Raw genomic sequence first — 16863 nt, 5'->3', positions numbered from 1 at the left:
TGGTGACCGGCGGCTGAAGGTGGCTGGTGCGCCCGAATGCGCACGAGCGCGGCGCGGACGCCGCGTCGATGGGGATGAATCAGGCCACCTGCGGCGTCACCCCGCCGCCGTCCTTGCCCTTGGTGTCGTCGTCGTCATGACCGCCGGTGGACTTGACGCCCTTGCGGTTGGCCAGGATGAAGGCGATGAACTGCCACGCGATGAAGAACGCGATGATCGCCAGCAGCGTCGCGCTGATCGGGCGCTGCACGAAGACGTCGAAGTGGCCGCGGCTGATCAGCATGGCGCGACGGAAGTTCTCTTCCAGCATCGGGCCCAGGATGAAGCCCAGCATCAGCGGCGCGGGGTCCATGTCCAGCCGCATGAAGATGTAGCCGGCCAGGCCGAAGGCCGCGGTGACGAAGATGTCGTCCAGGTTGTTGTTGACGCTGAAGGTGCCGATGCAGCAGAAGAACAGGATCGACGGGAACAGCACGTTGTACGGGATCTTGAAGACCGACAGCCAGTAGCGCACCAGCGGCACGTTCAGCACGACCAGGAAGACGTTGCCCACCCACATCGAGGCGACCAGGCCCCAGAAGATGTCGGGGTGTCCGCCGATCATGTTGGGACCCGGCTGGATGCCCTTGATGATGAACGCGGCCATCATCAGCGCCATCACCGGGTTCTCCGGGATGCCGATGGACATCAGCGGGATGAAGCTGGTGCGGGCGGCGGCCTCGTCGGCCGCGGCCTGGCCGGCCACGCCTTCGATGGCGCCGTCGCCGATCTCGTGGCGGTACTTGCTGACCTTCTTGTCGACGGCGTAGGCCGCGAACTGGGCGATCGTCGGGCCGCCGCCGGGCAGGATGCCCAGCACCGAGCCGATGACGCTGCCGCGCAGCGCGCTCGGGATGATGCGCTTGAACTCAGGCCAGGTCGGCATCAGGTGGATCTTGCCGTTGAAGGGCGTGCGCTCGTTCTTGGCGTCCAGGTTCTTGGAGATCTCGGCGATGCCGAAGCAGCCCAGCGCGATGCTCACCAGGCCCACGCCTTCCGCGAGGAAGGGCATGTCGAAGGTGTAGCGCTCCATGCCGCTGTTGACGTCGGTGCCGATCTGGCCGAAGAGCACGCCGATCAGGCACATGGCCAGACCGTTGAGCAGGCTGCCGGTGGTCACGAAGCTCACGCAGAGGAAGCCGAGCAGCATCAGCGAGCAGTAGTCGGCCGGGCCGAACAGGAAGGCCACTTCACCCAGCGTCGGCGCCAGGCAGGCCAGCACGATGATGGCGACGGTGCCGCCGATGAAGCTCGAGATGCCCGCGGTGAACAGGGCGAGACCTGTCTTCCCCTTCAAGGTCATCTGGTACCCGTCGATGCAGGCCACGATGGAGCTGGCATGCGGGATCTTCATCGTGATGGCGCTGACGCTGTCGCCGTACTGCGCGCCGTAGTAGATGCCGGCGAGCATGATCAGCGCGCCGTTGACGGGGATGGAGTAGGTCAGCGGCAGCAGCACGCTGATCGTGGCCAGCGGGCCCAGGCCCGGCAGCAGGCCGACGAGGGTGCCGACCACGCAGCCGATCGCGCAGAACATGAGGTTCTGCCAGGTCAGCGCGTGCTCGAAGCCGAAGGCGAGGTTGTGGAGGATTTCCATGGTCGGGGGCCTTACAGCAGCGGCAGGTTGAGGCCGAGGAACTTCTGGAACATGAAGGCGATGGCCAGCAGGCCGATCGAGATCACGATGTTGCGTTTCCAGGAGTAGTTGCTGCCGGCGGCCGTGGCGATGAAGACCATCACGACGATGCCGGCGGACATGTTGACGAAGCGCGAGGTCAGCGAGAACGCAGTGAGCGCGCCCAGGATCAGGCCGATGTTCTTGACCTGGAATTCCAGGCCGGGGCCGCCGGCGACGATGCCGCGCACGATGGTGGACAGCGCCACCAGGCCCAGCAGGATGCTGATCATCAGCGGGAACATGCCGGGGCCGGCGTGGTCCATGCGGCCGATGGGATAACGCAGCGCGCCCAGTCCGAAGAACAGGGCCACCGCGGCGAGGAACAGGCCTCGGGCAAGCGAACGGTTGAGGGTCATGGCACACCGGGGAGGTATCGAGATGTGCCCATGGTTCCGGCGCGGCTCCCCCGTGTCGTACGCATTTCTGCGCAGCGATGACCCATTGAAGGGCCTTCGACAGCTTGCCGACAGCTTCAAGTTAAGAAGCTGTTTGTCATACGTTGTATGAGTGTTTTGACGGCGTCGCGACGTCGTTGATTCGCTACGCCTTGCCGAGGTCGAAGGCGCCGACCACGCGGGTCAACTGGCCGGCATGCTCGTCGAGCGTCGTGGCCGCGGAGGCGGACTCGACGACCAGCGCGGCGTTGCGCTGGGTCATCTGGTCGAGCTGCGCGACGGCGGCGTCGATGCGGCCGAAATCGCGGCGCTGCTCGCTGGCGGCGTCGGCGATGTCGTTGATCAGGGCGGCCACCCGCTGGACCGCGCCGACGATGTCGACCATCGTGCGGCCCGCGTCCTGCACCAGCGTCGCGCCGGCGCCGACCTGCTCGGTCGAGGCACCGATCAGCGTCTTGATCTCCTTGGCCGCCTGCGCCGAGCGTTGCGCCAGGGTCCGGACCTCCGCCGCCACGACGGCGAAGCCGCGACCCTGCTCGCCCGCGCGCGCCGCCTCGACGGCCGCGTTGAGCGCCAGGATGTTGGTCTGGAAGGCCAGGCCGTCGATGACGCCGATGATGTCGGCGATGCGGCCCGAGGCGCGATGGATCTCCTCCATCGTCGAGACCACGCGGGTCACGGCGCCGCCGCCGGCGTCGGCCACGCGCATGGCCTGATCGGCCAGCTCGCGGGCCTGCTGCGCCGCGTCGGCGGTGTGGCGCACGGTGGCGGCCAGCTGCTGCACCGAGGCGGCCGTCTCCTGCAGGCTGGCAGCCGCCTGTTCGGTGCGGCCCGACAGGTCGGTGTTGCCGGCGGCGATCTGCGTCGAGGCGCTGCCGATGTGCAGCGAGGCCTCCCGCACGCGGGCCATCGCCGCGTTGAGCCGTTGCAGCGATTCCTTGATCCGCAAGCCCGCCGGCGTGCTCGCCTTCACGTGGCCGACGTCCAGCGCGAGCCGGTCGTCGCGGCTGCCCAGCGCGCGCACGAGGTCGTGCAGCTCCAGGCCTTCCTTGGTGTTGCGGCGCATGTGGGCGGCCATCACCAGCTCGATGCCGGTCTGCGCGACGACGTAGGCGGCGTGCAGCACGATGCGTCCGAAGTCCGGCTCGCTCAGGCAGTAGGTGCCGAAGCCCGCGGCCAGCAGCCGGTCGAAGAGCAGGTGATGCACCGCGAAGAGCGCCGCGCCGAGCACGAGCACGCGCCAGTCGCGGTACATCAGCAGATAGGCCAGGGTCACGAAGACGCCGAAGTGCAGCTCCACCATCCCGCCGCCGAGGTGGATGTGCAGCATCACCATCAGCGCCTGCGCGGTGGTCAAGGCCATCCGGGTGAGGGTGGCGCCGGGCGCGGCGGCGTAGATCAGCGCCGCGCCCGCCAGGAGCGTCGTGCCCACGCCCGCGGCGAGTCCGAGCTGTGCATAGCGCCAGCCCAGCCCCAGCGCCAGCAGCCAACTGACCGCGAGGATCAGCAGCATGGCGCGGTCGCAGGCCGCGTAGATCTTGCGGAATCCGGTCGGTCCGGTGACGTGTCCCATCCTTGTTCTCCCTCTGGCGCGGCGGCGGTCCTCGTCTCGGGATCGCTCTCACCTCGCGGGGCGGATGTTCGTATCAGGATGTGACCTGGCCCTCGGGACAAACGCGAGGAGACCCCCTCCGCCGCGCGACGGATTTCACGACTCGACGCTGCCGGTGCCAGGTGTTGCGCGAGGGGCGGCCACGGCGTGGACCTGGTCGCGCAGCCAGCGCTGGGCGGCATGGCCCTGGTTGCGCTCGTGCCAGACCATCGCGATGTCGAAGCCGTCGATCGGCAGCGGCGGCGGGAGCACCAGCAGGCCGGCGGCGCGGCCCTTGACCAGGCGCTCGGGCACCAGGGCCGCGAGGTCGGAGCGGCTGACGATGTCCGGCACGAAGAGGAAGGACGCCGCGGAGAGCACGACCTGGCGCTTCAGACCGAGCCCGGCCAGGGCCTGGTCGACCGGCGTCGAGAACGCGCCGCCCGCGGGCGAGACGATGACCTGCTCCAGCCTGGCGAAGGCCTTGGCGCTCAGTTTGGCCGCAGGTTTGCCACCTGGCGTCGTGCTCAAGGCCGGGTGGCCGCGGCGTGCGATCAGCACGTAGCGCTCGTGGAACAGCGCGCGCATGCGCAGGCTGGGGGCAGCCTCGATCGGCTGCATCAGGCCGAGGTCGACATCGCCGCGCGCCATCTGCGCGGCATGCTGGCTCGGGTCCATGTGCCGGACGGCGATGCGCACGGCGGGCGCCTCGCGGCGCAGCCGCAGCACCAGCGGCTGCAGGACGCTCGCCTGCAGGTAGTCGGAGGCGGCGATGGTCACCGTGAGGTCGGCGGTGGCCGGGTCGAAGTTCAGGTGCGAGGTCGCCACGCCGCGCACCTGGTCCAGCGCCTGGCGCAGCGGCTCCAGCAGCGACAGCGCCTTGGCCGTCGGCGTCATGCCGCGCTGCGCGGGGAGCAGCAGCGGATCCTCGAAGACATCGCGCAGCCGCGCGAGCTGCGCGCTGACGGCGGGCTGGCTCAGGCTCAGGCGCGCGGCGGCGCGGGTCACGTTGCGCTCGGTCAGCAGCGCTTCGAGCGTCACGAGCAGGTTCAGGTCGAGGCGGCTGGTATCCATGGGATCGATGGTAGGACAGAGAAGACGTGATTTCACGGATGGGTGCGGGATCGTCAGACTGACGTTCATTCCCGATCCACTTCGACTTCCCGGAGCCCCACATGACCCGCTTTGCCCACACCGACGCGCCGGATGCTGCCGCCATCGACGCCCCTCATCGCAAGACCGTGCTGATCGTGCACGCGCACCCCGAGCCGACCTCGCTGACGCGCACGCTGGTCGACGTCGCCGGGCAGACGCTGCGCGCCGCCGGCCACGAGGTGCTGCAGTCCGACCTCTATGCGATGCGCTGGAAGGCCGTCTATGACGAGCGGGACTTTCCGATCCGCACAGACGACGGGCGCCTGGACTTTGTGCGCGAGTCCGGTCATGCCTTCGAGCAGGGGCACCAGCCCGCCGACGTCGTCGAGGAGCAGCGCAAGCTGCTCGCCGCGGACCTGGTGATCCTGCAGTTCCCGCTGTGGTGGTTCGGCATGCCGGCGATCATGAAGGGCTGGATCGATCGCGTCTGGGCTCGCGGCCTGGCCTACGGCCGCAACGGCCAGGGCAACCGCGTGCGCTACGGCGAAGGCGGCTTCGAAGGCCGGCGCGCGATGGTGTCGGTCACGACCGGCGGTCCGGCGGCGGACTACGGCCCGCGCGGGATCAACGGGCCGATCGACCAGTTGCTGTTCCCGATCACGCATGGGACCTTGTTCTATCCGGGCATGTCGGTGCTGAAGACGCATGCCGTGCACGGGGCGGGGCGGATGGCGCCGGAAGCGGTCGAGGCCGCCGCGGCCGCGTGGCGTGAGCGCTTGGCGCATGTCTTCGACGAGGCGCCCGTGGCGTTCCGCGCGCAGAACGGCGGGGACTATCCCGATGGGCACGAGTTGAGCGACGAGGTCGCGCCGGGCCTCACCGGATTCGCGGCGCACGTGGCCGCCTGATCAGCGAAGCGGCGATCGGAGCTTCGCGCGTCAGTCGCGCAACGATGCCGATGCGGCGATCGTCTGCAGCAGTCGCTGCAGATGCGGCGGCACCGACGGATCGCCGATGGTCAGCGAGGCGCCCGCCGTGAGCAGAGAGAAGCCGAGATTCTCGAGCGCGATGATTCCTGCGGGCTCGCGTCGATCGCTGGCGCGCGCGGCGTCGATGACGGTGACTGCGCCGCTGCCGACGATGCGCAGGACGACATCCGGACGGATGAGGACCGCGGTGTCTTCGTCGATGCCGACACCGAGCCGGCGCGGATCCAGCGTCACCAGGCGCAGCAGCCGCGCATGGCGCTTGCGCTGCGCGAAGTGCTGATCGATCACGAGCGCCGGCATCAGCCCGAGCGCGCGATGCAAGGCTTGCGGCGGACCGGCGAATTGCTCGTCGAGATCACCGACCGGCATGTGCGCGCCGATCGCCGAGGCGCCGGCGCTGGTGCCCGCAATGGCGAGTTCGCCGGCCCGATGGCGCTCGCGGATGAGCGCATGCAGGGGCGTGTCGACGAGCACATCGACGAGCCGCTCCTGATCGCCGCCGGTCATGAAGAGCAGATCCGCGGCCCGCACGGCGTCCAGGGTGTCCGCGGCGCTGGCCGCATCGCGATCGCGCGGATCGAGCCAGCGCGGCGCTGCGCCGAGCGAACGGAAAGCCGGTTCGTACTGGGACCAGAGCAGGTCGGGCTCGCCGCTGGCGGTGCTGAGGACGGCGACCTGGAGCGGCGTGTCCGCTGCGCGCGTCTCATGACAGGCCGCGACCAGTTCGCGCAGCACCGTGCCCGGCGTCAGCCGGTCCTCGTTGCCGCCGATGAGGGCGAGCAGGGCTGGGGGGCGTGCGGACGTGCGGGGAGTCATGGATGGCGGAGACGGTGAGATTCGAACTCACGGAGGGCGCGAACCCTCGGCGGTTTTCAAGACCGCTGCCTTAAACCACTCGGCCACATCTCCTGGAAGAAGGCGCGCATTGTATGCGCGGCCCGGGCGGCTCAGTCCGCTCCCGGCTTCTTCGCCTGCACGCAGGGCACCTGGATGATCTCCAATGCCTCGCCGTCCGCCACGCGCGCCGCCGTCAGCTCGCCGCCCCAGACGCAGCCGGTGTCCAGCGCCAGCAGGTCCGGCCGCTGCACGAGCCCCAGCGTTGACCAGTGCCCGAACGCGATCGGATGCCCCGCCGTGCGGCGCTCCGGCACCTCGAACCAGGGCATGAAGCCCTCCGGCGCCGTGCCCAGGCCTTCCTTGGTCTTGAAGTCCAGCCGGCCCTTGGCGTTGCAGAAGCGGATCCGCGTCAGCACGTTGATGATGAAACGCAGCCGCGGCACGCCGGTCAGGTCGTCCTTCCACCGGTCCGGCTCGTTCCCGTACATCTGCGGCAGGAACTCCGCCAGCTCCGGGCCGCGCAGCAGCGCGTGCACCTCTTCGGCCAGCGCCAGCGTCTCGTCCGCGTCCCACTGCGGCACCACACCCGCATGGACCATCAGCCAGCCCTGCGCGCGCATCGCCAGCCGCTGCCGGCGCATCCACTCGAGCAGCGCCTCGCGGTCCGGCGCCTGGAGGATCGCGTCCAGCGTGTCCCCTTTGTGCGGGGCTCGCACCCCTGCCGCCGTCGCGAGCAGGTGCAGGTCGTGGTTGCCGAGCAGGCATTGCGCCGCGTCGCCCAGCGACTGCAGGCGGCGCAGCGTCGTCAGGGAATCGGGGCCGCGATTGACGAGGTCCCCCAGGAGGTAGAGCCGGTCGCGGGACGGGGAGAAATCGATCTTTTCCAGGAGACGCGCCAGCGCGTCGCAACAGCCTTGGAGATCGCCGATGAGGTAATGCATAGCGGGATTCTGCGGTGCCGATGTCACACAGGCTCTGCTAACCTTGCCGACCTTGTGTTTTGGGCGCGACTCGGGGTTAGTACCCGGTCCGCGCTGTCAATGGATACCGCCCTAGTTCTCTTCCTGATCCTGCTCAACGGTTTGTTCGCCATGTCGGAGATGGCCCTCACGGCTTCCCGCAAGGCACGCTTGCAAGTGATGGTGGAAAGCGGGGAAGGCGGGGCGCAGGCCGCGATGGACCTGCACGAGAACCCCACGAAATTCCTGTCCACGGTCCAGATCGGCATCACGTCCATCGGCGTGCTCAACGGCATCGTCGGCGAGGCCGCCTTCTCCGGACCGCTGGCCGACGTGCTGCGCGCCAGCACGCCGCTGAGCTCCCGCGCCGCCGACATCACCGCCACCGGCCTGGTCGTGCTGGTGCTGACCTTCGTGACCATCATCTTCGGCGAACTCGTCCCCAAGCGCCTGGGCCAGATGTACCCGGAGAACGTCGCGCGCCTGGTCGCGCCGCCGATGGAGATCATGTCGCTGGTGACGCGGCCCTTCGTCAAGCTGCTGAGCTTCTGCACCGAGTTCACGCTGAAGCTGCTCGGCATGGGCGGCCGCGCGAACCGCGCGGTGACGGAAGAGGAGATCGCTGCCAGCCTCGAGGAAGGCCTGGACGCCGGCGTGATCGAGGAACACGAGCACCAGATGGTGCGCAACGTGTTCCGCCTGGACGAGCGCCAGATCGGCTCGATGATGATCCCGCGCGCCGAGATCGCGTGGCTCGACATCAGCGACCGCCCCGACCAGATGCTGCAGATCCTGCGCGCGCACGGCTACAGCCGCTACCCGGTCTGCCGCGGCGGGCTGCACGACGTGGTCGGCACGGTCAGCGCGCAGAACCTGCTGGCGCGCTCGCTGGCCGGTGAATCGCTGGACCTCTCGACCGGCCTGGAAGCGCCGGTCTTCGTGCCCGAGACGCTGTCCGGCATGGAACTGCTCGCGCACATGCGCGGCGCGGAAACCCCGCTCGTGTTCGTCGTCGACGAATACGGCGAAGTGCAGGGCGTCGTCGCGATGCGCGACGTCCTGGAAGCCATCGCGGGCGAGTTCAACTCGTCCGATGGCGAGGACGCCTGGGCGGTCCAGCGCGAGGACGGCAGCTGGCTGATGGACGGCCTGATCCCCGTCACCGAGCTGAAGGACCGCCTGGATCTGAAGGAACTGCCCGAGGAGGATCGTGGGCGCTACAACACCCTGGCCGGCATGGTGATGCTGCTGCTGGGGCGCTTGCCGCGCACGGCCGATGTGGCGGAGTGGGACGCGTGGAGATTCGAGGTGGTCGACCTCGACGGCAAGCGTGTGGACAAGGTGCTGGTCTCGCGACTGGCGGACGATGGAGTGAATCAATGAGCAACCCCCCGATGTATGAAAACCTGGTCCCCGTGGACCGGGTGCAGCACAAGAACACGCGCATGAAGATCGGCGCCCCGGTGCTGGACCGCGTGACGCAGCTGAACTCGCTGTTCGTTGCGGTGGCCGAGTTCGCCGACGCCAGCCTCGAGTACCCGGTGGTGTTCGTGCGCGTCGGCCAGGCGACCGACGGCCAGCGCCCGGCGGTGGCCCCGCTGGCGGTGTTCGGCCTGCGCCAGGGCAGCAACCTGTTCGTGAAGGACGGCCAGTGGACCGGCCGCTACGTGCCCGCCTACATCCGCCGCTGGCCCTTCGCGATGGCCCGCATCGAGGAGAACACGTCCGACATGGCCTTGTGCCTGGACCTGGCCTCCGGCGCGTTCAACGAGACCGACGGCGAGCCGCTGTTCAAGGCGGACGGCGAACCCACCGACCTGCTGCTCAACGCCAAGCAGTTCTGCGAGGACTTCGAGCGCGAGGCCGAGCGCACCCGCCAGGCCTGCGAGCTGCTGCAGGACCTGGACCTGCTGCAGGACATGCGCTTCGAGGCGCAACTGCCCAGCGGCGAGAAGATCGACGTCGACGGCTTCCTGACCATCAATGAGAAGGCCCTGGCCGAGCTGCCCGACGCGAAGGTCGTCGAGCTGCACCGCAACGGCCTGCTGGAGGTCATCACGATGCATCGCCTGTCGCTGCGCCTGATGAGCCGCCTGGCCCAGATGTACGTGCCGGCCAACTGAGCAGGCGCTGAAACCCCGCCCGCGGAACCCCTGAACGAGGGGGCTCCAACGGGCGATCACCGGCCGAGACAAACCCCAAGCGGGTTTGCTTGAGTACGGCGTACGCGGGAGCCTCGATAGCATCGGAAGTCCTTAAAGGACGTTGGATGCTGTTCGAGGCTTTTTTGTCGTCCACCGCGATGGAATCGGTGTTCTCGCCGACCGCGGTGGTCCAGTCGATGATGGATGTGGAGGCCGCGCTCGCCCGCGCCGCGGCCCGGGTGGGGCTGATCCCGGCGCCGGCCGCGCAGGCGATCGCGAGCCTGTGCCGGGCCGAGCTCTACGACGTGCCGGCGCTGATCGCCGCCGCGCCGAACAGCGGCAACCTGGCGCTGCCGGTCGTGCAGCGTCTGCGGGAGACGGTCGCGTTGTTCGACCCCTCCGCCGCGGTCTATGTGCATCGCGGCGCGTCCGCCCAGGACCTCGTCGACACCGCGATGGTGCTGCGCACCCGCGAAGCGCTCCGCCTGCTCGACGACGACCTGCAGCAGCTCTGCGGGCAATTGCTGGATCTGGCCGAGCGCCACGTCGCCGTGCCGATGCTGGGCCGCACGATGATGCAGCCCGCGCAGGTGATCAGCCTGCGCTTCAAGCTCATGAACTGGCTGATGCCGCTGCTGCGCAGCGCCGAACGGCTGCGCGAGCAGGGCAGCGCGTCGCTGCTGCTGCAACTCGGCGGCGCGGTCGGCACGCTGGACGCGATGGGCGACCGCGCCGACGACATGCTGGCCGCCGTCGCGGCCGAGCTCTCGCTGCCGCGACCCGACATGTGCTGGCACACGCAGCGCGACCGCTGGCTGCGCCTCGGCCTGGAGGTCGGCCTGCTCTGCGGCAACCTCGGCAAGCTGGCACAGGACTTCGCGCTGATGGCGCAGGCCGAGGTCGACGAACTCAATGAGCCGCCCGGGGAGGGCTACGGCGCCTGCCTGTCGATGCCGCACAAGAAGAACCCGGTCGCGGCGCTGCAGGCGATGGCGGCGGTGCAGCGCGCGCCGCAACGCGTGGCCGGGCTGATGAGCTGCATGACGCCGGAGCACGAGCGCGGGCTGGGCCAGCACCAGGCCGAACTGGCGGAATGGAGCGGCCTGATGGGCGGCGCCCATGCGGCGGTGCAGGCGCTCAACCGCGCCCTGGCCGAACCCGTGATCCGCGCCGACCGGATGCGCGCGCATGTGCTCGAACGTCAGGGGCTGGTGGCCAGCGAACGCCTCGAGCATCTGCTGATGCCACGCCTCGGACGCCAGCGCACCGGCGCGATGATCCGCGACCTGATCCACCGCGTCCGCCAGGGCGAAGGGTCCTTGGCGCAACTGCTGCGCACGGCCATCGACGTCGGCGATCTGCCGGCCATGGCGGTTTCGGAGACCGAACTCACGGCCATGTTCGACCTGGACGCGATCGCCGCCCAGGCGGACAGCCGGGTCGACACGCTGATGGCCGAGGCGCGGCAACGCCTGGATGCGTTGGCGGCGCGACCTTGCGCCTGAGTCGCGCGGGGCCGGTTACAGGGCCGGCGTGGGCCGGCGGACAAGCGATGTCGCGACGCAACGCGATACGAACTTTCTGGTCGTTCAGCGGGCGAATCGGGCGCGAGGCGACAAATATCCCCAGATGCCGTATGGATTTCCGCAAAAAAGTGGGCTGACGTGTCCCATGAATTCGGCATTTGAACGAAAAGCATCTAGTTACACCTGCAACAAATAGGGTGCCGGGAGGCGTGGCGTCGAGTGGCGTGAGATTCAACGAATACGCGTGCTGGCGTGGCCCGGTGCTCGTTTGCGCGTGGCTGCGGGTGATGTAACCGAATTCCCTCAAATGCGGGGTTTCACCCTGGCAAGGGATTGACCCCCGTTCAAACCCGGGACAGACCCGTAAGACCGGGGTCGCATTTGTTAACTATCGTAGCGACCTGCAGTAATTACTTTGAGTGGGCCATAGACTCGCCTTTGATAACCAAGCAGTCTGGAGTTGGGAATGAGCGACGAATCTCGCATGTCGAACATTGAATTGGAAGCGCCCGCAAGCCCTTTGCAGGCGCTGCAGTCCATTGGTTCGGCGATGTCGTTTGTCCGCTCCGATTCCGTGGAGCTCGTTTCCCGCGATACGGAGTTTGGCCGCATCGAGATCCGTGCGCTGATGGAAGGCACCGGTCATGCGCTGCTGGAGCGCCGGTACGCGTCACGGGGTTACAGGCTGAGCCGTTCCGCGGACGTGACCTTGGGCGCCTATTGGGAAGGCCGGCTGGTGTCGACGCTGGGGTTGCGGCGTGATGGCGGCAACCTGGCCGCGGACCAGAGTTTCCCGGCCGAGATGGCCGGCATGCGCCAGCAAGGCTGGCAGCTGTGCGAGTTCACGCGACTGGCCGCCGATCCGGACGGCCCGTCCAAGCTGGTGCTGGCCAGCCTGTTCCATCTGGCCTACCTGCACGCCGCCCACCATTGGGGGGCCGAGTTCCTGGTGATCGAGGTCAATCCGCGGCACACGGCCTTCTACCGCCGGATGCTGGACTTCCAGCCCCATGGCGAAGAGCGCATGCATCGCAGCGTCGGCGCGCCCGCCGTGCTGATGAGCCTGTCGCTGAACTACGTCGAGAGCAAGGTCCGCAAGCATGGCGGCACCCTGAACGAAGGCGAGCACCGTTCCCGAACGCTGTATTCCTACGGCTTCTCCCCCAAGGAAGAGCCTGCGCTGCTGAGCAAGCTCGCCGACGTGTACGGCTACGACGCCTGATCGCGCGAACCTACCTCAATCCTGCCGATGCCTGACCTGTAGCAACGGGTCATGTGCACATGTTGAACGACGGTTGAGGATTTCGCTCGCCAATGTTCGCTCTCAGACTTCTGATCCCGTCCTGCGCTGTGTTCGCGGGAGGAGGCCAGAGTCATGACATTCTTCCATTCGACAAGAGCCGGAGACTTCCGCGTCGGCGCTGGTGATGCGACCCCCGCCGGGAAGGCGTCGGCCCAGGACGGCAAAGCGTCGATCGATCTCCGGCCCTTGTTGGCCGAGATCGACACCTTGCGCACCGCAGGGGACAAGCGGAGCCACTCGCGACTGCTGGGCTGGGCTCAGTCGCTCGAAAGGCGGTCTGCGAACCGTGAGTCGACCTGGGCGCCGGGCAAGACCGGGCTGCTCGAGCTTGAGCTTCAGGTCCTGGACCTTGAGACGCGGCTCGCGATCAAGCGCCTCGTGCCGGTCGCGCCACGGGCAGGCGCGAAACCGGCCTCGAGGCCGATCACCGAAGTGGACGGTCGACATCTGCTGACGGCTCGTCGACAGTTCGGCGAGGCATTGATCAGGCAACTCGACGACGGCGGCGATCCGGCCTCTACGGCTCGCTCGATGTGCGCCCATCTCGTCCGGCTTCCCTCGGACGATCCTGCCCATGCCGCGGTCCTGAATGCGCTGCATGCGGTGCGCGATTCCCGCAGCGTCCGCGTGCGCGAGATCAGTGCGCAGGCGTCCCGGCAACTGGGAGAAATGGCGCAGGAGGTCCTGGCTAGCCGAGGCGGGGCGTCGACAGCCCCGCGCGAAGCGCCGCGCATGCCCAACGACTGCCTGATGCATCTGTCCTGCATCCTTGATGAGGCGCTGGCACGTCATCCGGACGACAAGGCATTGAGCGCGCTGTCCGCAAGGGTACGGAACGCCTTCCTTGGCCATCGGGCGCCGTTGAGCGACCTGGGAAAACTGGCGCCGGCCGCCGCCGACCGGCTGAAGCAATTGGGGGAGCCGAACGCCGCCGAGCACTGCGATCGCCTGCTGCGACAGCTGCCGAAGAAGGATCATTCGGGTGGGAGGGCCCTGAATCGTCTGCAACTGCACGACAACCCCTATGGGCGCGCCTTCGACAGCCTGTTCGCCGCCGATCTGGTCGCCACGCCTCCGCCCGGCATGTTGTCCGCGGTCGATTCGTTGAGCCAGGCGTTCGCCGGCCAACTGCGGGACACGCCGGTCACACGCAAGGCTGCCGAAGGATTTCGCGACGCGATGCGCACGAATCCGCGAGCCTGGCAATCGCTGGTGCCGGGCTATCAACGCTTCATCGCAGCGCCCGAGGGCCAAGTCCTCGATGTGCTCATGAGCTTCCTCGGCACGCCGTCGCAGGACGGGCCGGATGCCATGGCCAAGTTGTACTTGGTCACCTACCTGGGGGAGCACCAACGCAGAGCGGCCGAGAAGCTGGATCGACTCCAGGAGGTGCCGCGCCATCTCGATCGATCCGCGGGCCCCTACGGATTCATCACGGAACAGAGAGCTCGCGATGCACCTGGCATCAGCACCTCCACCGCGCGTACCCGCGGGACAGGGATCATGCTGCGCCACCAGCCAGCGGCTACGGACGATGCCCGGCTGGTGCCATCGCATCGGCCATCGACCCTCTACCGCGTCGGGGCGGTGAGCGAGGATGTCGGGAAACGGGCGATTGGAAGTACCGACTATTCACGCTCGGTGAATCTCCAACACCAGCGGGGCGTGGCCTACGGTTCCGGCGTTTCCGGCAGCACCAACATGCTGCTCCACCTGTACGCCGAGTTGAGGGACAGGCGCCTGACCCGCGCGCCCGCACGCGACGTGCTGCTCGCGTGCGCCGCGTTGATGAACTATGACGGCGGTCATGCGATCCACGAGGCGATCTGGACGGGCAATCTTCTCGATTCGAAACTGCGACTCGGACTGGGATTGAGCGACAAGCGCGCACCCGCACAGGAGTTCGTGCTGGATCACAACGCCTTTGTCGACAGCTTCGGCGGCGAGACGCGCGAAGCCTTGCAGCGGGCCACGGGTCGCGCCTGGACCGGTACGCAGGACTACCTGCGCTCGCACAGCCATTTCGCCCGGGAAGGGCGTCCGACCGTCACGCTTCCAGCCAATGCAGGCTGAACCAGCGCTGATCGTCCGTCCAGTGCGCTGACGGCTTGAACCCGGCTTCCCGCGCCAGCGCCTGGAAGCTCTCCACGCTGTACTTGTAGGAGTTCTCGGTGTGCAGGCTCTCGCCCGGCACCAGCGTGTAGCGGCGGCCCTGCAGCTGCAGATGTTGCTCGCCGCGCGGCAGCAGGTGCATCTCGATGCGGTGCTTGCGCGGGTCGTAGAACGCGTAGTGATCGAAGCCGGTCGGGTCGCACTCCAGCTTCAGCTCCCGTTGCGCATGGCGCAGCAGATTCAGGTTGAATCGCGCCGTCACGCCTTGCGCGTCGTTGTAGGCCGCATGCAGCCGGGCCGGATCCTTGATCAGGTCCACGCCGATCAGCAGCGCCCCGCCGTCGAGCTCCCCGCGCAGCAGGCGCAGGAATTCGAGCGCCTCGTCCGGGTTGAAGTTGCCGATGCTGGATCCCGGGAAGAAGCCGACGCGCCGTCCGTCCGTCGGTGCATCGGGCAGCACATGCATGCGGGTGAAGTCCGCCACCACCGGCAGGATGCGCAGCGCCGGCTGCTCGCGCTGCAGCGACTCGCAGGCGGCCAGCAGGTGCGGGCCGGAGATGTCCACCGGCACGAAGCTGTGCAGGCGCTGTGCGCGTTCCAGCAGCAGGCGCACCTTCACGAGCGCGCCGGCGCCGTACTCGATCAGCTGCGCGCCCGGGCCCATGCGGGCGGCGAACTCGTCGGCGTGCCGTTTCAGCAGCGCGAGCTCGGTGCGCGTCGGGTAGTACTCGGGCAGGTCGCAGATCTGCTCGAAGAGGGCGGAGCCCTGGGCGTCGTAGAAGTACTTGGGGGAGATCGCGTGCTCGGGGCCGGCGAGCGCCGCGTGAAGGTCCTCGGCGAAACTGCTCATGCGTGGGTCTCCGCGCGCGGGCGCGCATCGCGGGCCAGTCTCAGCCCGGTGAACTGCCAGCGCGCGGCCGGCGGAAAGAAGTTGCGGTAGGTGCGGCGCGTGTGGCCGGGCGGCGTCGCGAGACTGCCGCCGCGCAGCACCAGCTGGCCGACCATGAACTTGCCGTTGTATTCGGACGCGGCCCCTTCCAGCGGCCGGAAGCCGGGGTAGGGGTGGTACGCCGAGCGCGTCCATTGCCAGGCCTGGTCGTCGAGCTGCGCGATGCCGGGCAGCGCCGAGGCGGCTTCCCATTCCGGCTCGCTCGGCAGGCGCGCACCGGCCCATTCCGCATACGCGGCGGCCTCGTAGAAGCTGAGCTGCATCACCGGCGCGGCCGGGTCCATCGGACGCAGGCCGTACAGGCCGAACACCGACCAGCGCGGACCGGCGCCGTCGCTGGTGGGGTCGCTCTCGTCCACCCAGTACAACGGCGCCTTCCAGCCCTGCTGCTGCACCGTGGCCCAGCCGTCGGACAGCCACCAGCGCGGCTCGCGATAGCCGCCGGCCTCGATGAAGCGTTGGAAGTCGCCGCAGGTCACGAGACGGCTCGCGATCTCGAAGGGCTCGAGCCAGACCCGATGCCGCGGGCCCTCGTTGTCGAAGGCGAAGCCCGCGCCGTCGGCGCCCGCGTCGTGGCCGACGTCGACGAGGCCGCCGTCATGGCGCAGCCATTCGCTGGTGCTGGCCGCGATCGGCGCAGGCGCGGTGTCGATCAGCGCCGGTCGCCACGGATGGCAGGACAACAGGTGCAGTGCATCGGTCAGCAGCAGTTCCTGGTGTTGCTGCTCGTGATGCAGGCCGAGTTCCAGCGTCGGCGCGATCTCGGCCCACAGCGCATCGCTGCAGCGCGCGATCAGCTGCTGGATGTGCGTGTCCACGTGGCGGCGGTAGGCGCGCACCTCGTCCAGCGACGGGCGCGTCAGCAGGCCGCGCTGGGGGCGCGGGTGACGCGGCCCGAGGCCCTCGTAGTACGAGTTGAAGAGGAAGTGGAAGGACTCGTCGAGCGGCCGGTAGTCCGGCAGATGCGGGCGCAGCAGCAGCGCCTCGAAGAACCAGCTCGTGTGGGCCTGGTGCCATTTGGCCGGACTCGCGTCCGGCATCGACTGCGCGGCCTGGTCCTCGGCGGACAGCGGCTCGGTCAGCGCCAGCGTGTGGCGCCGGACCGCTTCGAAACGGCGCGAGAGATCGCGCCGCACCAGCGGCAGATCGTGATCCGACATGCAAGCAACTCCTGCGGGCCCCGGGGGGAGGAAGGGCCGAACATGAACGGTAGCCGATTTGCCGAGTCCCCGTCCGGTGCGGGCTG

14 protein-coding genes and 1 tRNA gene are annotated in these 16863 nt (G+C 68.4%); 6 read left to right on the top strand and 9 right to left on the bottom strand.

Annotated elements, in window-relative coordinates; all coding sequences use genetic code 11:
* Positions 1-79: 79 nt before the first annotated feature.
* The 4 genes from AC07OZ_RS26140 to AC07OZ_RS26125 form a co-directional block, all read right to left on the bottom strand.
* Positions 80-1636, bottom strand: a complete 1557-nt coding sequence (locus AC07OZ_RS26140) for a tripartite tricarboxylate transporter permease (protein WP_495469966.1) — start codon at positions 1634-1636, stop codon at positions 80-82.
* Between the two features lie 11 nt (positions 1637-1647).
* Positions 1648-2073 (bottom strand): tripartite tricarboxylate transporter TctB family protein, encoded by a 426-nt coding sequence (locus AC07OZ_RS26135; protein ID WP_495469965.1) that lies wholly within the window; start codon positions 2071-2073, stop codon positions 1648-1650.
* Positions 2074-2257: 184 nt separating this feature from the next.
* Entirely contained in the window at positions 2258-3685 is a 1428-nt protein-coding gene (locus AC07OZ_RS26130; RefSeq protein ID WP_495469964.1) for a methyl-accepting chemotaxis protein, read from the bottom strand.
* 135 nt (positions 3686-3820) lie between these two features.
* A complete protein-coding gene (locus AC07OZ_RS26125; RefSeq protein WP_495469963.1) occupies positions 3821-4777 on the bottom strand; it encodes a LysR family transcriptional regulator in 957 nt (318 codons plus the stop codon).
* Between the two features lie 101 nt (positions 4778-4878).
* Here AC07OZ_RS26125 and AC07OZ_RS26120 point away from each other — a divergent pair, with 101 nt between their 5' ends.
* On the top strand, positions 4879-5706 hold the full coding sequence (locus tag AC07OZ_RS26120; protein ID WP_495469962.1) for an NAD(P)H-dependent oxidoreductase: 828 nt from the start codon (positions 4879-4881) through the stop codon (positions 5704-5706).
* Between the two features lie 30 nt (positions 5707-5736).
* Here AC07OZ_RS26120 and AC07OZ_RS26115 read toward each other — a convergent pair whose 3' ends face one another.
* From AC07OZ_RS26115 to AC07OZ_RS26105, 3 genes are all read right to left on the bottom strand, one after another.
* A complete protein-coding gene (locus AC07OZ_RS26115) occupies positions 5737-6603 on the bottom strand; it encodes a cyanophycinase (RefSeq protein ID WP_495469961.1) in 867 nt (288 codons plus the stop codon).
* A 3-nt stretch (positions 6604-6606) separates the two neighbouring features.
* Positions 6607-6696, bottom strand: a tRNA-Ser gene (locus AC07OZ_RS26110).
* Between the two features lie 38 nt (positions 6697-6734).
* Positions 6735-7565, bottom strand: a complete 831-nt coding sequence (locus tag AC07OZ_RS26105) for a symmetrical bis(5'-nucleosyl)-tetraphosphatase (RefSeq protein ID WP_495469960.1) — start codon at positions 7563-7565, stop codon at positions 6735-6737.
* A gap of 99 nt (positions 7566-7664) precedes the next feature.
* Between AC07OZ_RS26105 and AC07OZ_RS26100 the strand changes: the two genes are divergently transcribed.
* From AC07OZ_RS26100 to AC07OZ_RS26080, 5 genes are all read left to right on the top strand, one after another.
* Positions 7665-8966: a hemolysin family protein gene (locus AC07OZ_RS26100; RefSeq protein ID WP_495469959.1), complete on the top strand. Its 1302-nt coding sequence runs from the start codon at positions 7665-7667 to the stop codon at positions 8964-8966.
* Positions 8963-9706, top strand: a complete 744-nt coding sequence (locus AC07OZ_RS26095) for a SapC family protein (RefSeq protein ID WP_495469958.1) — start codon at positions 8963-8965, stop codon at positions 9704-9706. The genes AC07OZ_RS26100 and AC07OZ_RS26095 overlap by 4 nt, the downstream gene beginning before the upstream one ends.
* A 146-nt stretch (positions 9707-9852) precedes the next feature.
* The gene (locus AC07OZ_RS26090; protein WP_495469957.1) at positions 9853-11232 is read left to right on the top strand and encodes a lyase family protein; all 1380 of its coding nucleotides are present in this window, start codon (positions 9853-9855) and stop codon (positions 11230-11232) included.
* Positions 11233-11827: 595 nt separating this feature from the next.
* A complete protein-coding gene (locus tag AC07OZ_RS26085; RefSeq protein WP_495469956.1) occupies positions 11828-12475 on the top strand; it encodes an N-acyl amino acid synthase FeeM domain-containing protein in 648 nt (215 codons plus the stop codon).
* Between the two features lie 153 nt (positions 12476-12628).
* Positions 12629-14629 carry a hypothetical protein gene (locus tag AC07OZ_RS26080; RefSeq protein WP_495469955.1) on the top strand — a complete coding sequence of 667 codons (2001 nt, stop codon included), beginning with the start codon at positions 12629-12631 and terminating at the stop codon, positions 14627-14629.
* Here the strand turns inward: AC07OZ_RS26080 and egtD are convergent.
* Positions 14604-15518, bottom strand: a complete 915-nt coding sequence (gene egtD / locus AC07OZ_RS26075) for an L-histidine N(alpha)-methyltransferase (protein WP_495469954.1) — start codon at positions 15516-15518, stop codon at positions 14604-14606. The two genes, AC07OZ_RS26080 and egtD, sit on opposite strands and share 26 nt — an antisense overlap.
* Positions 15515-16777 carry an ergothioneine biosynthesis protein EgtB gene (gene egtB / locus AC07OZ_RS26070; RefSeq protein WP_495469953.1) on the bottom strand — a complete coding sequence of 421 codons (1263 nt, stop codon included), beginning with the start codon at positions 16775-16777 and terminating at the stop codon, positions 15515-15517. Before egtB ends, egtD begins: the two co-directional genes overlap by 4 nt.
* Positions 16778-16863 lie beyond the last annotated feature (86 nt).

Source organism: Roseateles sp. GW821-FHT09G03 (genome assembly GCF_059416045.1).
This window is presented reverse-complemented; position numbering and strand designations above follow the sequence as displayed.